General features: G+C 69.1%; 21 protein-coding genes and 1 pseudogene. 15 read left to right on the top strand and 7 right to left on the bottom strand.

Annotation, left to right across the window (positions count from 1 at the left end; translation table 11 throughout):
* Positions 1–17: 17 nt before the first annotated feature.
* The gene (locus tag ACODT5_RS16275; RefSeq protein ID WP_422520005.1) at positions 18–515 is read left to right on the top strand and encodes a hypothetical protein; all 498 of its coding nucleotides are present in this window, start codon (positions 18–20) and stop codon (positions 513–515) included.
* A complete protein-coding gene (locus ACODT5_RS16270) occupies positions 512–982 on the top strand; it encodes a hypothetical protein (protein ID WP_422520004.1) in 471 nt (156 codons plus the stop codon). Before ACODT5_RS16275 ends, ACODT5_RS16270 begins: the two co-directional genes overlap by 4 nt.
* A gap of 49 nt (positions 983–1,031) precedes the next feature.
* Here ACODT5_RS16270 and ACODT5_RS16265 read toward each other — a convergent pair whose 3' ends face one another.
* Positions 1,032–1,502 carry a hypothetical protein gene (locus ACODT5_RS16265; RefSeq protein ID WP_422520003.1) on the bottom strand — a complete coding sequence of 157 codons (471 nt, stop codon included), beginning with the start codon at positions 1,500–1,502 and terminating at the stop codon, positions 1,032–1,034.
* Between the two features lie 66 nt (positions 1,503–1,568).
* Here ACODT5_RS16265 and ACODT5_RS16260 point away from each other — a divergent pair.
* Positions 1,569–1,805, top strand: a pseudogene (locus tag ACODT5_RS16260) (helix-turn-helix domain-containing protein); the annotation flags it as partial.
* Here the strand turns inward: ACODT5_RS16260 and ACODT5_RS16255 are convergent.
* The 3 genes from ACODT5_RS16255 to ACODT5_RS16245 form a co-directional block, all read right to left on the bottom strand.
* Positions 1,742–1,966 (bottom strand): hypothetical protein, encoded by a 225-nt coding sequence (locus tag ACODT5_RS16255; RefSeq protein ID WP_422525269.1) that lies wholly within the window; start codon positions 1,964–1,966, stop codon positions 1,742–1,744. The pseudogene ACODT5_RS16260 and the gene ACODT5_RS16255 overlap by 64 nt on opposite strands.
* Positions 1,967–2,129: 163 nt before the next feature.
* Positions 2,130–2,903 (bottom strand): calcium-binding protein, encoded by a 774-nt coding sequence (locus ACODT5_RS16250; RefSeq protein WP_422520002.1) that lies wholly within the window; start codon positions 2,901–2,903, stop codon positions 2,130–2,132.
* Positions 2,904–3,103: 200 nt separating this feature from the next.
* Complete coding sequence (locus ACODT5_RS16245; RefSeq protein WP_422520001.1) at positions 3,104–3,652, bottom strand: hypothetical protein; 549 nt, start codon at positions 3,650–3,652, stop codon at positions 3,104–3,106.
* A gap of 264 nt (positions 3,653–3,916) precedes the next feature.
* Here ACODT5_RS16245 and ACODT5_RS16240 point away from each other — a divergent pair, with 264 nt between their 5' ends.
* Both ACODT5_RS16240 and ACODT5_RS16235 read left to right on the top strand, forming a co-directional pair.
* The gene (locus tag ACODT5_RS16240) at positions 3,917–5,368 is read left to right on the top strand and encodes an NF041680 family putative transposase (protein WP_422520000.1); all 1,452 of its coding nucleotides are present in this window, start codon (positions 3,917–3,919) and stop codon (positions 5,366–5,368) included.
* A 490-nt stretch (positions 5,369–5,858) separates the two neighbouring features.
* The gene (locus ACODT5_RS16235; protein WP_422519999.1) at positions 5,859–6,191 is read left to right on the top strand and encodes an NPCBM/NEW2 domain-containing protein; all 333 of its coding nucleotides are present in this window, start codon (positions 5,859–5,861) and stop codon (positions 6,189–6,191) included.
* Between the two features lie 175 nt (positions 6,192–6,366).
* On the opposite strand, the gene ACODT5_RS16230 is transcribed toward ACODT5_RS16235, so the two are convergent.
* The 3 genes from ACODT5_RS16230 to ACODT5_RS16220 form a co-directional block, all read right to left on the bottom strand.
* On the bottom strand, positions 6,367–7,083 hold the full coding sequence (locus tag ACODT5_RS16230) for a hypothetical protein (RefSeq protein WP_422519998.1): 717 nt from the start codon (positions 7,081–7,083) through the stop codon (positions 6,367–6,369).
* 1,488 nt (positions 7,084–8,571) lie between these two features.
* Complete coding sequence (locus ACODT5_RS16225; RefSeq protein ID WP_422519997.1) at positions 8,572–8,712, bottom strand: hypothetical protein; 141 nt, start codon at positions 8,710–8,712, stop codon at positions 8,572–8,574.
* 101 nt (positions 8,713–8,813) lie between these two features.
* Positions 8,814–9,908 carry an alpha/beta fold hydrolase gene (locus ACODT5_RS16220; protein WP_422519996.1) on the bottom strand — a complete coding sequence of 365 codons (1,095 nt, stop codon included), beginning with the start codon at positions 9,906–9,908 and terminating at the stop codon, positions 8,814–8,816.
* A gap of 109 nt (positions 9,909–10,017) precedes the next feature.
* On the opposite strand from ACODT5_RS16220, the gene ACODT5_RS16215 reads away from it, so the two are divergent.
* From ACODT5_RS16215 to ACODT5_RS16170, 10 genes are all read left to right on the top strand, one after another.
* Positions 10,018–10,752 (top strand): TetR/AcrR family transcriptional regulator, encoded by a 735-nt coding sequence (locus tag ACODT5_RS16215; protein WP_422519995.1) that lies wholly within the window; start codon positions 10,018–10,020, stop codon positions 10,750–10,752.
* A gap of 146 nt (positions 10,753–10,898) precedes the next feature.
* On the top strand, positions 10,899–11,057 hold the full coding sequence (locus ACODT5_RS16210; RefSeq protein WP_422519994.1) for a hypothetical protein: 159 nt from the start codon (positions 10,899–10,901) through the stop codon (positions 11,055–11,057).
* 94 nt (positions 11,058–11,151) lie between these two features.
* A complete protein-coding gene (locus ACODT5_RS16205; RefSeq protein ID WP_422519993.1) occupies positions 11,152–11,370 on the top strand; it encodes a hypothetical protein in 219 nt (72 codons plus the stop codon).
* Between the two features lie 250 nt (positions 11,371–11,620).
* Positions 11,621–12,247 carry a uracil-DNA glycosylase gene (locus ACODT5_RS16200; protein WP_422519992.1) on the top strand — a complete coding sequence of 209 codons (627 nt, stop codon included), beginning with the start codon at positions 11,621–11,623 and terminating at the stop codon, positions 12,245–12,247.
* Between the two features lie 76 nt (positions 12,248–12,323).
* Positions 12,324–13,328 (top strand): tyrosine-type recombinase/integrase, encoded by a 1,005-nt coding sequence (locus tag ACODT5_RS16195; protein ID WP_422519991.1) that lies wholly within the window; start codon positions 12,324–12,326, stop codon positions 13,326–13,328.
* A 108-nt stretch (positions 13,329–13,436) separates the two neighbouring features.
* The gene (locus ACODT5_RS16190; RefSeq protein ID WP_422519990.1) at positions 13,437–13,706 is read left to right on the top strand and encodes a hypothetical protein; all 270 of its coding nucleotides are present in this window, start codon (positions 13,437–13,439) and stop codon (positions 13,704–13,706) included.
* A 117-nt stretch (positions 13,707–13,823) separates the two neighbouring features.
* The gene (locus ACODT5_RS16185; RefSeq protein ID WP_422519989.1) at positions 13,824–14,738 is read left to right on the top strand and encodes a peptidoglycan DD-metalloendopeptidase family protein; all 915 of its coding nucleotides are present in this window, start codon (positions 13,824–13,826) and stop codon (positions 14,736–14,738) included.
* A 75-nt stretch (positions 14,739–14,813) separates the two neighbouring features.
* Complete coding sequence (locus tag ACODT5_RS16180; protein ID WP_422519988.1) at positions 14,814–15,560, top strand: FHA domain-containing protein; 747 nt, start codon at positions 14,814–14,816, stop codon at positions 15,558–15,560.
* Positions 15,557–17,029, top strand: coding sequence for a serine/threonine-protein kinase (locus tag ACODT5_RS16175; protein WP_422519987.1), 1,473 nt, complete (start codon positions 15,557–15,559; stop codon positions 17,027–17,029). The genes ACODT5_RS16180 and ACODT5_RS16175 overlap by 4 nt, the downstream gene beginning before the upstream one ends.
* 97 nt (positions 17,030–17,126) lie before the next feature.
* Positions 17,127–17,624: a hypothetical protein gene (locus ACODT5_RS16170; protein WP_422519986.1), complete on the top strand. Its 498-nt coding sequence runs from the start codon at positions 17,127–17,129 to the stop codon at positions 17,622–17,624.
* Positions 17,625–17,649: the final 25 nt, after the last annotated feature.

The following is a 17,649-nucleotide window of genomic DNA, read 5'->3' as shown; positions in this document are numbered from 1 at the left end:
AGGAAGGAACACCCCGCATGCCCGCACCGCTACCCGTCCCGATCGAATTCCGGCTGCCCGACGGCTGGCTCCCCGCCCACCCGGACGGCCTCGACACCAGCGAGGTGGCCTTCGCCGCCGTACACCCCCACCCGGACGACGGCTACGCCGCCAGCATCACCATCGCCGGCCAGCACCTGACCCCAGACCAGAACCTCACCGAACTCGCCGATATCGCTGTGCAACAACTGCGCGACCTCGCGGACCCCGTCGAGATCGTCTCCCGCACCGAGACGGGCACCCCGCAAGCACCGGTGCTGATCCAGCGCATCCACCTGACAGCCACCACCGGTACCACCCGCCGCGAGCTCGCCCTCTCCCAGGTGTACCTGAACCTCCGCGACGTCACCGACCCCCGCAGACACGCGATGATCCGCCTGACCCTGACCGCCACCGCCGCCCAGCACGACACCGTTCTGCCCGACTTCCAGCAGTTCCTGCGCACCGTACGCCCCGACTCCGGGCCGGAGGCATGACCATGGGCCGTCTCACCGACAAATGGACCGGCACCAAACACCCGCGTGCCGGCACCCCACCCCATCCGGCCACAGAGCTCCGGGCCGCGCTCCTCGCCCTGGGCGGCCCGCACACACGGTTCACCGTGCGCGAGGGCACGGCCAAGGAGAAGGCCGACCTCGTGGCGGAGTTCGAGCTCCCCGCCATCGAGGTGACCCTGAGGACCCGTATGCGCCTGAACCCGGACACGCACGAGGTGCGGGTCCTTGAGGAACGGTGGGAGCCCACCGCCGACAATGCCCGCCGCCAGTACGGAAGAGGGCCGGCGAACAAGGTCTACCGCCAGTGGGACACCACCACAGGCCCCGACGGCCGCCGCCACAAGACCGAGACGTCCCGCTTCAGCAGCCAGGACATGAGAACACCCCTCCAGCGAGTGGTCCTCGGCGCGGGATGGATCTGGCGCGGCACACTGCTCAAGTACTGACCGGCCCATCATCCCGACGGCCGGCCGGCACACCGGCCGGCCGCGCCATCTACGCTGCGGTCTCGTACACGACGGTCGTGGTCGGGCAGTCCTCCGCGACCCCGAGGAGTGCCTGGACCTCAGCCTCGTCAGCAGCCAAATCCCACCTCAGCTTGGTCCCGACCCAGCTCGCGGCGTACGAGCAGTGATCGGAGCCATCCGACGGCAGCCATTGCGCCGGGTCCTTGTCGGACTTGCTCCTGTTGCTGGCTGCGGAGACCGCGATCAACGCGGCGGAGCTGTTCTGGTCGTTCGCGTACGCCTCACGCCGAGCCGCCGACCACGGCGCCCGTTCTGAATCGAAGATTTCAGCGAGTGGCGCGAAATGGCCGACGTACAGACGGGCCGCGTCCGTCGTCAGCCCGGTCCTGGTGGGGGCACCGGTCGATGCTCGCGCCGAGGTCTCCACCGTGCCGCCACTGCCCCCGCTGCTGTCGGTGTTGTCGGTGGAGGAGAGGCCCTGATCGCGATCCAGCGTCACACCGCCAACCATCCACGAGCTCGTAAAGGGTGTGAGAGAAGGCTCAATTTTGGGGCTTTTACCTGTATGGGTGAGGTGTTGCGGGCTGAGCCGGTGTGGGTGGAGACGTTTACGGGCTTGCGGATCGAGCGGTTCGCGAAGCTGGTGAAGGTGGTGCGCGAGCGGGGCAGGAACGGGCCCGGTGGCGGCCGTCCCTGGTGTCTGCCGCTGCCCGACCGGGTGCTGTTGGTGGCCGTGTACTACCGCACGAACCTGACCATGCGGCAGCTCGCTCCGCTCTTCGGGATCTCCTCCGTCGCCGTGACCGCGCCAGTGAGCGTCTTGGCTGTGGTGGCGCCGACCACGACGTTCTTGCCGCCGTTGACAACCACCTTGGTGATGTCGTTGTCACCATGGCTACCGTCCGCCTGGGCGGCCGGGACAGCGAGGGCGGACAGGGCCAGGGCTCCGGAAAAGGCAGCCACAGTGACACGAATGCGCATGTACGTTCCCCGTGTTCGATGCGATCCCTCCACGGCGCCCCCGGACGGAGTCTCGGAGTGCTGAGCGAAGGACGCAACGGCCGCCCCAGAGCCGGTCCGGCTCGGGGGCAGCCGCCGCTTCCCCCTCGAAGGAGGGGGGCAGTGCTTATCGCACGTCGATGTAGTCACCGGTCGCGGAGACCGCGGGGGTGGTGGTCGTACCCGCGAACGAGTAGCGGTAGTAACCGTCGTACGCCGCCGTGACGGTGGTCGACAGGTCGCCGTTGCTGTTCGTGTTGACCGTCTTCACCGTGGTGTACGTGCTGGTGCCGGCCTTCTTGAACTGCAGCTTCACCGGCTGGGCGCTGTAGCCCTTGTAGGTGAAGGTGTCCCAGTTGGCGCGGGTCAGCCTGCCCGTGACCGTGATGGTCTTGCCCTTGACGACCGGCTCGGGGGAGGCGTTGGCCGTCAGCTTGGAGTAGCGCTGCAGCTTGAAGGAGGAGGCCTTGTCGACGCTGGCGTAGTCACCGTCCTTGGCGTCCACCCAGACATTGACGTACCAGGTACCGGCCATGTCGTTGGAGTAGGCCAGGTCGACCTGCGGGTCCACGGTGAAGTTGGCGGTGCAGGTCGACGTGGTGGCGCTCACGGCGGTGCAGGTCGAGGCGCCGGTTGGGGTGAGCATGCCGAAACCCGGACCCTCGAGCCAGAGCAGGTCGTCGTCGAGGCCCGCGATACCGGAGTTGTCCGTGGCGGTCACGGAGACGGAGAACGTCTTCGCGGTGCTGGTACCGACCGCAACGTTCTTGCCGCCGTTGACAACCACCTTGGTGATCTTCGTGTCGCCTTCACTGTCCGTGGCCGCCTGCGCGGACGGCACGGCGAGGGCGGACAGGGCCAGGGCGCCGGAAACGGCAGCCACAGTGGCACGAATACGCATACTTCTCCCCTAGGGACACGGAGGTGCACGGGTTAGAAGGTCACCCATGCGCCCCAATGGTTCTGTGGAGTCTCCTGACTCCACAGAACAGACATGCGACTCCCGTAAATGGTTGCGCACTTACGGGAAGAAAGTTCTTACTGCACGTCGATGTAGTCACCGGCCGCGGAGACCGCGGGGGTGGTGGTCGTACCCGCGAGCTACAGGCCAGAAGCTGGTTCGGCGCGCTCCCACTGCTCCTCGAACTCTTCCCTCGTGATCTCCTGGCCTGCCAACTCCGGGTCGAAGAAGTCGACGACCGGCGGGTTGAAGGGCCAGTCGTCAGGTCCGCTCCTGATGCGGCCGCTCCCGTCGTCAGCCAGCTCCACTTCGCGGGTCCGGCGCCCATCCGATTCAACCTCCATGAGATAGACCGGGCCGCCGTCGTCCTCGCTGTCCCAGTGACGCCGCACGTACACGATGGTCCTGTCCGCGAGTGCGCCGAAGCCAGGAAGCCCGCGCTGTGCGTCGCGTTCGACCCGCAGGTCGTCCAGGCCTGGAGGCATCAGTGGCGCGTCGATGTCGACTTCTTCGAGCTTCTCGCCCTCGGCCCAGGTCACGGACTCCGGCCTGGTGACAACCTCGGTCCACGCGAACGACTCCAGGATCTCCCGAGCCGACCTCGCATGGACCCACCACCATGAACCGCCCATCCCATAGTCGTGTAGGACGAGGAACCGCGTTTTGGCTGCGAGATTTGGAAGGGTCACAGACCGGACCCTAACAACGGAACCATCAGACCTGTGCAGCTGGTCGGTCCACCTTGAGTGGCAAGCGACCCAGGTTCAGTGACAGCAGATAGATGTCATGAACGGCTCAGGCGCAGGTACTCAACTTGTGCTTTATGGTCTGGCCTCGAACGATGCCCCGAACGTGATCGCTCGTGTGGGGATTCCTGGGACGTGAACACGGCCTTCGCGTGATCCTGTGCTCCGACGAAAGAGGCACCTGACCAGCGCGAAGGCCGTGGGGGAATGAGTCTGCTGCATCACGATGGCCGGCGGGATGCGTTTGCTGTGGCGTCACGCTTCCGGGACGACTTCTACGAATGTCTGACCAGGCGGCGCGATGGTCTGTTCGAGGTCGCGGATGCGCTGCTGTGTGCAGACGGGCCGGTGCACACGCCGGTGGACCTGACATTGCTGGCCGAGCACCGTCGCGGGCACGGCGCCCTGTACGCGGCCCTGAACCAGGGCCGCATCGACGCAGGCCGGTTGCGTCGGACACTGGCCGCGCTGCCCCAACCGCAGGCCGCCGACGGACGGCTCGTCCTGGCGGTGGACGTGAGCAACTGGCTTCGGCCGGATGCCGAGTGCAGCCCGGACAGGCTGTTCTGCCACACCTTCGGCCGGGGCCGCGACAAGCACCTGATGATCCCCGGATGGCCGTACTCGTTCATCGCCGCCCTCGAATCGGGTCGGACATCGTGGACCCAGCTGCTGGACGCCGTCCGGCTGGGGCCCGAGGACGACGTCGCCGAGGTCACCGCCGCCCAGGTCCGCCGCGTGGTCGAAGACCTCATCGCCGGCCGGCGCTGGTGTGAGGGAGACCCGGACATCCTGATCGTTTTCGACGCCGGCTACGACGCCCCGCGCATGGCCTACATGCTTGACGGACTGCCCGTCGAGGTCCTGGGGCGGATGCGCTCGGACCGCGTCATGCGACGGCCGACACCCACGCAGCTGGAGTATGCCCGGGGATATCCCCGGGGCGGACGGCCTCCGAAGCATGGCAAGGAGTTCCGCTTCGCCAAGCCCGTCACCTGGGGCGAGCCCGACGAGGTGACCGTCCAGGTCACCGACCGTTACGGCACCGCGCAGGCGATGGCCTGGGACCGCATCCACCCCCGCCTCACCACCCGCTCCGCCTGGATCGAGCACGCCAGTGAACTCCCCATCATCGAGGGGACATTGATCCGTCTTGAGGTGGAACGTCTACCCGGTGGTGGAGACCCTCTGCCGTTGTGGCTGTGGTCCTCCGCCACCGGCATGACCGGCTCCGACGTCGATCTGCGCTGGCAGGCGTTCCTCAGGCGCTTCGACTTGGAGCACACGTTCCGCATGATCAAGCAGACCCTCGGCTGGACCCGCCCCAAGCTCCGCACCCCGGCAGCAGCGGACCGGTGGACGTGGCTGATCATCGTCGCGCACACCCAGCTCCGGCTCGCCCGTCCACTCGCCGAGGACGTCCGCCGGCCCTGGGAGAGCCCCATGGAACCGAACAAGCTCACCCCGGCCCGGGTCCGGCGGGGGTTCAGGAACCTCCGCCCGGCCTTGCCCTGCCCGGCCCGTGCGCCCAAACCCACCCGGCCCGGCCCCGGCAGGCCCCCCGGCTCGAAGAACCAGCGGCCCGCCACACGCTACGACGTGGGAAAAACCGTCCGACGCCCCGAGACCATCACCGAACGCGACCAGGCCAGACCATAAAGCACAAGCTCAACAAGTTCGGAACGAGGCTCCAGAGCATCTTTCGCCAGGGCCGACAAGCATCGTTTAATGCAGGCCGTCATCACCTGAACTCACGTCCATGGAGACCGAGTTGTCGACGGATACGCCTTCGCCGGAGGAACCCACGGCCCCGCCTGTGCCACCACGCCCGCCAGCCCCTCCTCGTAGGCGATTCAGCGTTGTCGAGATAGCCGGGGCGGTCTCGGCCCTGGCCGCCGTGATCGGGGTCGTGATCGCGCTGTTCAGCTTTCTCTCCGGAGGTCGTACGGCACCCGGCGCCCCGCCGGTCGCCGAAGCTCCGACCGCTGCGCCCCCCACGAAGCCGCCAACACCGACGCCGACCCCGACTCCGACGCCTGCGCCGACCCCGTCCAGCTCGGTCACGACTCCGCCGGCGCCTGCGCTGCCGAGCCCCGGCTCGACGGTCTCCTTGACCAGCCTCACTCCCATCAAGGAGCGGCAGTCAACCTTGGACATCGGACCGCAGACAGTCAACCTGAAGAACTACCCATTGACGATGTACTCAGTCTGCTCTCACACGACTTGGCAGTTGGACCGGAAGTACGCTTCCTTCACGGCCCAATACGGCGTGACCGACGACTGGGACAAAGTGCCCGAGCAGTTCACGATCTGGGTAGACAACGCAGAACGGCTGCATGCGACCAAAGATGCGGGCAACACTCCGGGCAAGGTCACCCTGGACGTCAGCAACGCTCTCCGGATCACGCTGGAAACTTGGCCTTGCTACCCGTACGACCCTGGCTTCGCCGTGTGGATCGACCCCGTCCTGACGGCCAAATAGGTGCCCTCCAGGTGGGTTTCCGCCGATGACCGGCCACCACACGATCCGGGCCGACCTGGCCCCCACCGGCCCCCGAACCCACTGCCGAGATGCGCCCAGCCTCTGAAGTTCGGCATCTCACCACCGCACCGCCTCACGGAACAGCGATCGCGCCTGCAAGGTCGCCTCAAGCCCGTCACGCCGGGAGCGGCAGCCTCAGCCGGATCGGGGGACCCTCACGGGTGGGATCGTCCAGGACGATGACGACGGCGTTCGGCCGGCGGTCCGTGGTGGCGGTGACGGCACGGTACTCGTCGAAGTGCGGGGGTGCGCCGCCCCCTCCGCCGGAAATCTCCTCGGTGTCGCCCCCCTCAGGAGCGTGCTCGAAGAGAAGTTTCAGGGGCTGCTGCGGCCAGGGGTCGGAGAAGTCGGGTGCACCCGGGCGGCGCACGGCGTGGGCGGTGACCTGGCAGCCCTGGGGTGAGGACACGACCCCGCCGTGCCGAACGGTCCACTCGGCGTCCTCGTGCACGACGGCACCCGGGAGCAGGAGCCGCAGGAAGGTGTCCGGTTCCATGTCGGGTTCGGTGAGCCCGTTGAGCGCGTACTGCTCGTCCCGGTCAGGGAGCAGGATGCGGGCCGCGCTTCCCGGGATGTCCGGGAGGACCAGCTGGGACAGCCGGGCCCGGGGCGGGCCGAGGAGGGTCAGCTCGTCGGCCGCGATCGGAGTCGTTCCCGGCCCTGGTACGAAGCAGACGGGGTCCGGGGCCCGGTCGGGAACGGCGGCCACCACGGTTCCGACGAGAAGTTCCGTGCCTGAGGGCGTCAGCTCGGCGAACAACCAGACAGCACCGTCCACTCCGGCGGCCGGCGGCCGGAGCCAGCCCAGCCCCTCACACGTGGGCGTCGTCAATTCGAGCACCCCAGCTTTGCTGGAGATGACTTGCCGCCACCGTGGAAGACGCCGTTCTGGACGTAGGCCCTTGCCTCCGTCACGTACCACCGGGCAGCGGAACTCCTCTTGCACGGCGTGGCGAACGAGGTCCGGGAGCCCCTCCAGTAGTTGTCCTCCTTGCGGTCGCTTCGGCGCCAGACGGTCACCTCACGGTCCGAACATCGCTCACAAGCCCGGCTCAGGAGGCGGATGTCCAGCCACTTCGGCGCCCAGTCGGGGCGTGAGTCGTACGTGTGATCCGCATAGCCGTAGGTCCGCCCCTCGGCATCCAAGGTCGGAGGGTATTCGTTGACTTGGCAAATGAACTTGGCTGCACGGAGCTCAGGAGGTGATGGTTCCGCGTGGGCGGTCCCACTCAGGCATGAGAGGAGCAGGGCTGTGGCGGCGAAGGCCGAAACGCGTCGCATAGGCAGTGCGTCCTCATCATCGAGAAACCAATGTCCGGACCATAGCGACCTTTCGTGACCAAAGGGGTGAAATACATCTGAGTGGCCCTGCATGCGATACCCGGCGCCCCCCAAGAACCGCACCACAACGTGCCATGAGGGGCGGCGACCGACGGTCAGCAAGGCCACGCCAGAACGGCAAGGAATCCCGGACCACTTACCCCGGCGGGTGGTGTCGGGCGGTCGGGGTGGGGATCCCGCGGCGCAGGCCCTTGCGGGGGTGTCGCAGGTGGTGGCAGTCCCGCCGAGGAGGGAGGAGGAAGGTCAAGATCCGGCGGCACGGGCGACGCAAGGGCCTCGCGGCCGCATACGTCGACAACCTCGCGGCACTGGTCCGCGACGGTCTGCACGCCCTTGGCCGCGACCTCGGCGAGGTAGCCCGCCTGCTCGTCACCCACGGCGACCGCCGGGTTCACGAGCAGCTCGTGCACGCCCTCGGTATCGAGACCGACCGGAGCATGTTCGTCTACGACCGAGACGGCCACCTCGGCGGAGCCGACCCGCTCATCGCCCTCCCGGCCTCCTTCGCGAGGACAGGCTGGAGAAGGACGATCTCGTCACTACTGGCGAGCAGCGGGATGGGCGAGTGGACGCCCGCTGTCGACGGAAGGCTCGCCGAGAAAAACACAGGGCTGAGAGCGGGGCGACAGTTCGGCGAGTCCTGGCCTGGTAGGTATGGTGCTGGTGGCGGGTGTCCGCGCAGGGCCCATCGCCGGACAGTAGGCCGTGTGGGGAGCGACCGGCGCCGGCTCACCTGGAATGCCGCCGGATCCCGCTCGAGGTAACGCGGGGGAGGCTGGCGCCCGGGCGGCTGCCGGCGGGCTGGTCAGTGGGCTGGAGGTCTGCTGGGGTCAGCCCATGGGCGCAGCACCTGTCCTACCGTGCCCAGGATGCTCATGGCGTTCTTTGCCGGGGCGGGCACGACCCCGCGGAGTTCGGCGTTCTCGACGACCGAGTGCGCTTGGGGGCGAACCAGGTCGTCGAGAGCGGCCGGACGGCGTCAGCCCCCGGAAGCTCCGAGGATCTGGTCGGCCGTCGCGAAGCGGTGCTCCGTCGGCTTCAGCACTTCGTAGAGGTAGCCGAAGTGCTCGGTTTCCGCCGTTTCTGTGAGCACCGCCAGCAGGAAGGCGAGACACCCCATGTCGTGGTGCTCCTACAGTGGGCCGCGCCCCTCGTTGTAGAGCACGGTCCACTCGTCGGGGTGCTGACCGGGCCGCGCCAGCCCCGCTGGCCGCAACCCGGTCAGATGTCGGCAGCAGCAGCTGACTCGTCGGCGACAACCACCGGCCGTACGTGAGCCAGCAGCAGCTCGAGGAACCGCTCCGGCCGGCGGAACGCCGCGAAGTGGCTGCAGTCATCGATCAGTGCGAAGCCCTTGACCGGGGCCTGGACGTCGTCGAAGAAGCGGCGGGCGAGGTCGGGCGACGCAATGACGTCTTTCTCGCCCTGGAAGAGGAAGAACGGGATCTCGAATTCGGTACCGTCCGCCCAGTCGTCGAAGCCTGACGTGCCTGCGGTGACCTGTTCCGAGAAGCTCATGCCCTTGACGAAGTGCCCCAGCTCGCGCAGCGAGTGCAGCGGCGAGAGCCACAGGGACCCCATGACGACCTTCTTCATCGTGTCCAGGGTCAGCGGATCGCTGGTGGCCAGCAGCTTGGCGTGCATCGCGCGCTCGCGGGCGGTCCAGCGGTGCTTGTCGGCGTCCAGGGCCTCTACCGCCGCGAGTTCCTTGTGCTTTCCGGTCGCCCGCAGTAAGGCAAGGAGTGCCTGGTGTACGGAGTTGTCGCGGCCGGAGTCGTGGATGTTCTGGTCGGTGCCGACGTACGCGGAGTAGCGCGCGGGGAATGCGCGGGCGAGCCGCAGGCCGAAGGCGCTGCCGTAGGAGTGGCCGAGCAGGACGACCTTGTCGACGCCGAGGCGGGTGCGGATGTGGTCGGTGACCTCGACCGCGTCCGCGTAGATCCGGTCGAAGGACATCTCTCCCTGGCCGTTGGCGCCGTCGCGGCCAAGGGTCTTGAGGGTGCCGCGCATGTCCCAGCGGACGATCGTGAAGTGCTTCTCCCAGGATCTGGTGCGCGGCCCGAAGATCGCGGTCGAGCCGCCGGGCCCGCCGTGCAGCTCAAGGACGACCGGATTGGCCAGGTCCTCGCCGCGGACCGAGATCCACTGGTCGATGCCTCCGATGCGGACGAAGCCTCGCTCGTCGATGCCGTTCAGGCTGTCGATCTTCATGAGGGAGCCGTTGCGGGAGCGCCTCAGGGCGCGGTGGCCGAGGATTCCGGCCGTCGGTGCGGCGAGGAGTGCGGCGGCGGAGGTGGCGACGATGGCGGCGATCATGACGACTCCCTGAGATCCGCGTTCACAAACTGCGTATGCCGTAAGCAGTTGGCTATACGATGTAAACAGTAAGTGCGGGGCGTCAACAGGTGACGGTGAGGGATTCAGGATGAGTGCGAAAGAGCCCCGGAAGTCGACGGGGAAACAGGGCGGCGCGCAAGCGAGCTTCACGCTGTTGTGGGGCGAGAAGAGGCAGCCGAGCCGCGGCCCGAAGCCCTCGCTGACCGCAGGCCGGATCGCCGAGGTGGCGATCGGGATCGCCGACAAGGAGGGCCTGGATGCGGTCTCGCTGGCGCGGGTCGCCAAGGGAATCGACGTCACCGCGATGGCGCTCTACCGTTACGTCCCCGGTAAGGCGGAACTCGTCGATCTGATGGTCGACCTCGCGATCGGCCCACCGGTCCCCGTCGCTCACATCCTCGGCGGCTGGCGCCCGCAGTTGACCGAGTGGGCGCGCCAGTGCTCGGCCGTGTACCGCCGCCACCCGTGGATCCTGACGGCCACCGGCATGCGTCGCCAGATCATGGGCCCCAATCAACTCGGCTGGCTGGACACCGCGCTGGCCGTGCTGGCCGGAACCGGCCTGTCGGCCCCGCAGCGGCATGACACGTTCCTGCTACTCGTGGGCCACATCCGCAACATCGCCCAGCAGACCGTCGAACACGACGAAGCGGCGAACGAGGAGTGGGCCCACCTCACGGCCGACGTCCTGGAGCGCCACGCGGACCGCTTCCCCGCGCTCACGTCGGCGGTCGCAGAGGGTGCCTTCATGCCACAAGGCGGGGACGCGCTGGACTTCGGCCTGGAGCGGATCATGGACGGCGTGGCGGCCCTGCTCGTCTAACGAGCTGGTCGTAGCCGCCAGTCGGGTACCCGTCGATCCGCCTCCTTACGCTTGCAGCAACGCTCTCGCATGTCCTCAGTTGGTTCACTTCGAGAACCAACTGGGGCGAAGAGCGGCACTGAGGAAAAATTCAAGGTCGGCATCAGGTGATGGGGATTCTTGGAAAACGGCCGCTGTCGCTCTTCGCCTCACTTCGTTTTGTCGAGGAAAGCCCACCGCTGGTGGTGGTGGGCGTCTGTGAAGCGGACCTCGATCAGGCCAGGCTGGGGTTCGTCATCGACCCATCGGACCGCTTCACAACGTAGGAAGACCATGGGCGGACTCTGCCATCAGGGCCTGTGGTCGTCAGCAGGAGATGTTCGTGCTGTGCCTGCGCATCCTGCAATCGGCCCTGGTCACGTGAACACCCTCATGCTCCAGGACATCCTCGGCGAACCGGAGTGGGCCGACCTCCTCACCCCCGCCGACCGGTGTGGCCTGACCCCGTTGTTCTGGTCACACGTGCGCCCGTACGGAGAGGGGACCCTCGACATGGACACCTGGTTGAACCTCACCGTGCTCCCCGTGCCTGGTCCCCGCACCCCTGCCGACGCCGTCGAGCGAGCACTGCCTGAGTAGTCATGCCCCGCGCAGGCGGGGGCTGGCAGGCGTTGCGGCAGCCCCACCAGGTGGTCGTTGGCGCCGTCGTTGCGGCTGCTGATGCTGGAGGTGCACACCCCGAGTCGAAGGGGCGATCTGTTCCGTGGCAACGACGTTTCCGGACGTGTCGGCTGCATCCCTGCGCAGTCCGATCGAACAGTGTCAGACGCGACCGTTAGGGTCCCCTGCAATGGGGCCAGCCGGCGTTGGAGGAAGTATGGCAAGACGGATGCGTGACGAAGCGTTCCGAATGGAGCAGGAGCAGGGGCGTTACGCCCCCCACGTCCGCCCGATCAACGAGATGGTCGACGGACTGCGCGACCAGGACGGACGCGGCTGGATGCCACATGTCGCACCTTGGCACGGGGGAGCGGAGGCGCGCGTCCTGTTCATCCTGCGGGATCCGGGCCCCAAGACGCAGGAAGGCGCCGGATCCGGATTTCTGTGTATAGAGAATGACGATCCGACGGCGGAGCTCCAGTCCCAGATGTTCGAGGAGGCAGGGATATCGCCGCGTGACGCCACTCCCTGGAATGCCTACCCCTGGTACATCAACCGCTCGCCGAACGCGGCTGAGCTCCAGGCCGGTGCCAAGGTCCTCAAACAGCTGCTGGGGCTGATGCCGAAGGCAGAGGTGGTGCTCCTCCAGGGCAACCAAGCCCAGAACGTGTGGCGCCGCCTGCTCAAAACGCACCCCGAAGCCGTCCGCGATAGGACCCTGGAAGTGGTCAGCACCTACCACACCAGTCGGCAGGCTCTCTTCGTGCCAGACCCGGAGGAACGCGCTCGCCGCGCGCAGCACCGTGTCGACTCCTGTCAGAAAGTCGGAGACGCGCTCCGCAGGACAAGCGGGTAGCTGTAGAGCGGACGTGACGAGCGAACCAGTGACCGAACTCGGGAGCAGGGGCGCCCTTAGGTTGCCGCGCGCCCGGGTGGCGCCCCTCTCCGCCCCTCCGGCCGCGTACACCTCGGCGGTCGAGCGGTACCTCGCCGGCGCGGGCATCGCGAAGTCCTCCGCGCGGATCTACCGGATCTCGCTCACGACGTGGGGCTGGATGCTCGCCGGTGAACCCGCGCCGACCGGACTGGCCCGCCGGGGCGCGAAGCCGCCCGTCTTCCCCGTCGCCGTGATCGACGACCCGGCGTTGCCGGAGGTGCTGGCCGAGCTGGGGGCGGCGCGGGCGGACGCGATGGATGCCGACACCGTCAACCGGGAGCTGTCCATCGCGCGCAAGGCGATCGGCTGGTGGCAACGCCAGGGCTGGATCGAGGGCGACCCGACGATCGGCATCGAGCGACGGCCGGCCCCGCCGGACCGCACCAAGGCCCTCGCGGAGAACCAGATCGCCGCACTGTGGCGCCTCGACGTCGGACTCCGAGAGAAAACGTGCTGGAAGATGCTTTATGAATCGGCGGCGGGAGCCGATGAGGTGCTGTGCCTGAACGTGGAGGACCTGCACCCGGGCGACAAACGTGGCCGGACCCTGGCCAAGGGCGGCGCGACCGAGTGGATTCACTGGCAGTCCGGTACCGCCCAGGTCCTGCCCCGCCTGATCGCGGGCCGGAGTCGGGGCCCGCTGTTCCTCACCGGCCGCAAGGCACCGGCGGGGACACCGACGCTGGACGTGTGCCCGGAGACTGGGCGAGCGAGGTTGTCGTATCGCCGGGCTGAGGAGATCTTCGAGGAGAACACCCGGCTGCTGGCCAACCCCCTCGCCTCACCCGAGGACATCGAGGACCTGGACGGCTTCACGCTCCACCGGCTACGCCACAGTGCCTTGACGCACGATGCCGAGGGCGGCACCTCCACCCCGAAGCTGCTGGCACGCTCCCGCCACGCCTCCGTCCGCTCCCTGGAGCGGTACGCACGCCACGGCGTCGACGCGGTCGCCCGACACGTCGCCGAACGCGACCCCGCCGCACGTCGCCGGACGTGACACCCCTCGTTTGCGGCTGGTGACAGCGTTCTTACCGGCACCTCAACCTCGCCGACGTGGCGCCTCGGCCTGCTGAACTCCCTGGATCCCGCGAGCGTCGGCCTGGCCATGACCCGCCCCGGAGCCTCGCTCCACACCCAGTGGGCGCTGCAGGCCGGCGCGCCGGGGTTCACCGCCGTGCAGGAGTCGGTCACTGCCTACGTGGAGGCGGAGCGCGAAGGGGGCCGGGTCTCGGAGCACGCGGATGCGGCCGTCATCTCCCTCGCGCTCGGCGGCACCGTCCACCACCTGCTGCTGACGAGCGCACCCGAGACCTGCGCGGCCACCGGCGAGACGGTCCGGCGCCTGACGGCCGTCCTGCTGGGAGGGGCCCGGTAGCCGGGCCGAGGCCCGCACCCTCGCAAGCGCGAGGTGCCGTGACCGGCTCCCACCCCCGATCATGACGCTGGACAGCGTCCGGCCGGGCGCCGTCCAGGTGAGCCGGGAGGGGAAGACATGCTGCGGTATGTGCGCAGGCTGCGGGCCGTGGTGCTGATGTGCGTGGCGGGCCTGCTGCTGGCGGGCGCGCCCGTCTCGTCCGCGACCGCGGCGGCGACCGGCGTCGGCGTCGGCGTCGGGGCCGGGGCCGGCGCCGGGCCGGCGGCCGCCGCCGCGGCGAAGCCGCCGTTCCAGCTGCCGTTCCCGTGCGGCACCACGTGGGAGATGCACACCTGGGCCCACAACCCCGCGCTGGACATCGTGGTGGAGGGAAACACCGGCTCCGACGGGCTGCCCGTCCTCGCGTCGGCCGCCGGCACGGTGTCCGCCGCCTACTGGAACAACGGCTCGGGCAACACCATCCAGATCAGCCACGGCAACGGCTGGTTCACGGCGTACTACCACCTGAAGGACGACCCGGCGACGTACGTGAGGAAGGGCGACGCGGTCCAGCCGTCCACGAACATCGGCCGGATCGGCACCTCGGGCGCCTCCGGCTGGGCCCACCTGCACTACGAGCAGCGCTACCTGGCCACCGGCGACTTCACCGACGAGAGCAACCGGGTGCCCGTCCACTTCGACGGCGTCGAGTACACGGGCGCCGCGAAGGCCTGGCCGAGCGTCACCAGCCGCAACTGCACCGGCACGCCCGCCGCTTGGCAGGACTGCCCGTCCGGCTACGTCTGTTTCTACTCGGGCCCCGACGGCACCGGCACCGTCTGCCGCTCCTCCGGAAACCAGCCCGACAGCACCTGCGGACTGCGCAGGTCCTTCTTCAACAACGGCACCGCGGATCCGGGTTACGACCACGTACAGGTCGTCTTCCGCGAGGGCGGCAGCGCCTGCCTGCACTACGGATGGGACGAGGGACGCGGGAACCTGCCCGCCGGCGGCCGGACCATCGCGAGCTTCCTGTGGCGCGGAGAGTGCTGACGGATGGCCTCCGTTACAGGACTGATTGATTCCGCTGGCTAACCTTCCCCAGGCAGTCTGGGGAAAGGAAACAGCGTGTACAGCATCGTCGTGGTTCCGGGGCCCGCCATGTCCCCGGCCGCACAGATCCGCCTGGCACCGGGACAGACCCTCCGGTTCGGCCGCGAGAACGAGGGCGAGGGCTGCCTGCGGGTACCGCACGCGGGCGTCTCGCGCTCGGCGGGGGAGATCGCCGCCACCGGCACGTACTGGTCGCTCAGCAACCTCAGCCGCTCGTCGACCTACGTGGTGGAGAACCCCGAGGGCGCCGGCGAGCACATCAAGATCGCGCCCGGACGGCTGGGCGCACCCGTCCCGTTCGAGTTCGCCCGGATCGTCCTGCCCGCCGGCTCCGAACTGCTCACCCTGGACGTCTGGGCGCCCCGCCACGACTACGCCGACCGCGAGGAATCCGGCGTGAGCGGCGGGGAGCCGACCGTACTCGCCTTCCCCCTCGACCGGTCCAGCCGCTACTTCCTGGTCCTCACCGCGCTCTGCGAGTCCCGGCTGCGCGGCGAACCACACGCGCCGCTGCCCACCGTCGAGCAGGTCGTCGAACGGCTGAAGCCCCGCTGGCCGGCCGCGAACCGCGCCGCCGTGCAGTGGAACATCGACTACCTAGCCGTCAAGCTCCGCCTCAAGCCCGGCCCCGACACCGCCGACCCGGGACCGCGCCTCGTCGGGAAGAAGGAGACCCTGGTCTCCCTCGCCCTGCGCTTCGACCTCGTCGGCGAGGACGACCTGGCGGTCCTGCCGGCCACCCCGACCGGAAGCGCACGGTGACCGGCCGGGAAGGACACTTAGGCGCCCTCGCGATCCCGCCGGGCTACCGGGTCGGCCCCTGGATCGCCGGCCGCCTGTTGGGAGCCGGCGCCTTCGGCAGCGTCTACGCGGCCCTGCGCGCCGTCCCCGAACCGGGCCTGCCCGACCGGGCCGCGCTCAAGGTCCTGCCGACCGGCACCCGCACCCCGCGCCAGCTGCGCCACCTGAGCGAACTCGCCGCCCGCGAGACCGAGGTGCTGCGCCGGGTGCGCACGCCCCGGCTGATCCGGATGTACGAGGTGCTCACGGTCGACGACCCCGGCCGCCCCGAACTCGACGGCGCCACCGTGCTCGTCCTGGAGGAGGCGCAGGGGTCCCTGGACGCCCTGCTCGCCCGCGGCGTTCCGGCCGCCGGACCCGCCCTCCTCGCCCAGGTCTGCGAGGGGCTCGACCAACTGCACCGGGCGGGCTGGGTGCACGGCGACCTCAAGCCCGGGAATGTCCTGCTGATGCCCGACGGCACGGCGCGGCTCGGCGACTTCAACATGGCGGCGGAACTGGAGGGCACCCATGCCTACTCGCCGGCCTTCGCGACGCCCGACTACACCCCGCCGGACCTGCTCTGGTCGGAGGTCGGCGAACGCGGGATGAAGATCCGCCCCACGGCCGACATCTGGGCCTTCGGGGTGCTGGCCCACGTCGTCCTGACCGGCACGCTGCCGCTGCCCGGCGGCACGCCCGCCGCCCGCCGGGACGCCGCGCTGCGCTACGCCAGGGGCGAGGAGGAGCTGCGCCTCTCGCCGGAACTGCCGGAGCCGTGGCGGGACATCGTCCGCGACTGCCTGGCCCGCGGGCACGAGGTCCGGGCCGGGCACACCGCGGCGTCGCTGCTGTGCCGTACGGAGGCGGCCGCCGACCGGACCGGCCCAACGTACGCGCCACCGGTCCCGCGCGATCCGGAGCCGCCGGGCCCCGAGCCGCGAAGCTCAGTACGGCGAAAGTCAGAACCGACCGGCTCCGGGCCGGGCCTTGCCGAACGAGGAGGCGCTGATCGGCGTTTGCCCGGGCCGCGACGGCGCCGCCGCGTGCTGATCGCGGCCGGTGCAGCGTCGCTCGCGGCCCTGGGCGTCGTGTGGGGCACGGGTCTGCTGCCCGTCGGGGGCACCGGGGCGGCGGGGTACGACCGGTGCCGGCGCGGGGCCGTCTGCTTCTTCGCCGAGGGGGAGGGCCGCGGCGCGATGTGCTCCTGGGTCGACGGCGACGCTGACTGGACCGATGCCCTCGGTCTCTGCCCGTGGTCGGCGCGCGACGCGCCGCGCTCGGTCTACAACAACGGGTTCGACCACGACGAGGGGGCGACCAAGGTCGACGTCCTGTACTACGCGCAGGCCGGCGAGCGGGAGTTGCTGGGCTGCGTGAAGGTGCGCACCAGGACGAACCTCCCCGGCACGGATCGGCCGCGCTCTCATGCCTGGGTCCCGAACTGCTGACCGATCCGAGCAGTACCTCGTACCTGCGAGGTACTGCCGATCCGGCTCCTCCGAGAGTCTTGGAGTACATCACACCGCTCTGACAAGGGGTTTCACGATGCGCGTCAAGCATTCCATCCTCGGTATGGCCGGCGTCTGCTCGATGCTGTTCGCGGCGGCCTTCACCACCGGGTCGGCGCAGGCGGCCGCGCCCTCAGAGCAGAGCCCGGCGGCAGCCCGTGTACTGGTGGCCCCGGCCGCGCCGGCGGCCGCCGACCGGTCGGCCTCCCTCGTGGCCGCCGCCTCCCCGGGCATCTCCCCTTGGGCGCCCAGCAACCACATACCGGGCAACGGCACTTACAGCTGCGCCAGCGGGAACCTGTGCACTCTCGTCTGGGACCCCACGACCTCGGACTGGAAGGTCTTCTACCTCAACGCTTGCCACCGGTACTCGGTGTACAACTGGAACGGCAACGGGTGGTACAACGACAACCAGACCGGCGGGGTCTGGTCGTTCCTGTACGGCTCGAACGGCGCCGAGTTGACGCGCTTCCAGCCCGGAGGCGGTCAGAAGGGCGTGGACTGGACGCCGGTCTACTCCATCAAGAACTGCTGACCGACCCCCACGCGGGCCCGGCCCC

This window comes from Streptomyces tatrensis (genome assembly GCF_049310065.1).
Taxonomy (GTDB): domain Bacteria; phylum Actinomycetota; class Actinomycetes; order Streptomycetales; family Streptomycetaceae; genus Streptomyces.
Note: the sequence above shows the minus strand (reverse complement) of the source record. Positions and strands in the feature narration are given on the sequence as shown.

What these genes read in the sequence shown, in the direction of transcription:
- ACODT5_RS16275 (WP_422520005.1), top strand. Translation starts at nt 18, where the DNA reads ATGCCCGCACCGCTACCCGTCCCGATCGAATTCCGGCTGCCCGACGGC.
- ACODT5_RS16250 (WP_422520002.1), bottom strand. Translation starts at nt 2,903, where the DNA reads ATGCGTATTCGTGCCACTGTGGCTGCCGTTTCCGGCGCCCTGGCCCTG.
- ACODT5_RS16220 (WP_422519996.1), bottom strand. Translation starts at nt 9,908, where the DNA reads ATGATCGCCGCCATCGTCGCCACCTCCGCCGCCGCACTCCTCGCCGCA.
- ACODT5_RS16170 (WP_422519986.1), top strand. Translation starts at nt 17,127, where the DNA reads ATGCGCGTCAAGCATTCCATCCTCGGTATGGCCGGCGTCTGCTCGATG.
- ACODT5_RS16215 (WP_422519995.1), top strand. Translation starts at nt 10,018, where the DNA reads ATGAGTGCGAAAGAGCCCCGGAAGTCGACGGGGAAACAGGGCGGCGCG.
- ACODT5_RS16225 (WP_422519997.1), bottom strand. Translation starts at nt 8,712, where the DNA reads ATGGGGTGTCTCGCCTTCCTGCTGGCGGTGCTCACAGAAACGGCGGAA.
- ACODT5_RS16240 (WP_422520000.1), top strand. Translation starts at nt 3,917, where the DNA reads ATGAGTCTGCTGCATCACGATGGCCGGCGGGATGCGTTTGCTGTGGCG.
- ACODT5_RS16200 (WP_422519992.1), top strand. Translation starts at nt 11,621, where the DNA reads ATGCGTGACGAAGCGTTCCGAATGGAGCAGGAGCAGGGGCGTTACGCC.
- ACODT5_RS16185 (WP_422519989.1), top strand. Translation starts at nt 13,824, where the DNA reads ATGCTGCGGTATGTGCGCAGGCTGCGGGCCGTGGTGCTGATGTGCGTG.
- ACODT5_RS16190 (WP_422519990.1), top strand. Translation starts at nt 13,437, where the DNA reads ATGACCCGCCCCGGAGCCTCGCTCCACACCCAGTGGGCGCTGCAGGCC.
- ACODT5_RS16270 (WP_422520004.1), top strand. Translation starts at nt 512, where the DNA reads ATGACCATGGGCCGTCTCACCGACAAATGGACCGGCACCAAACACCCG.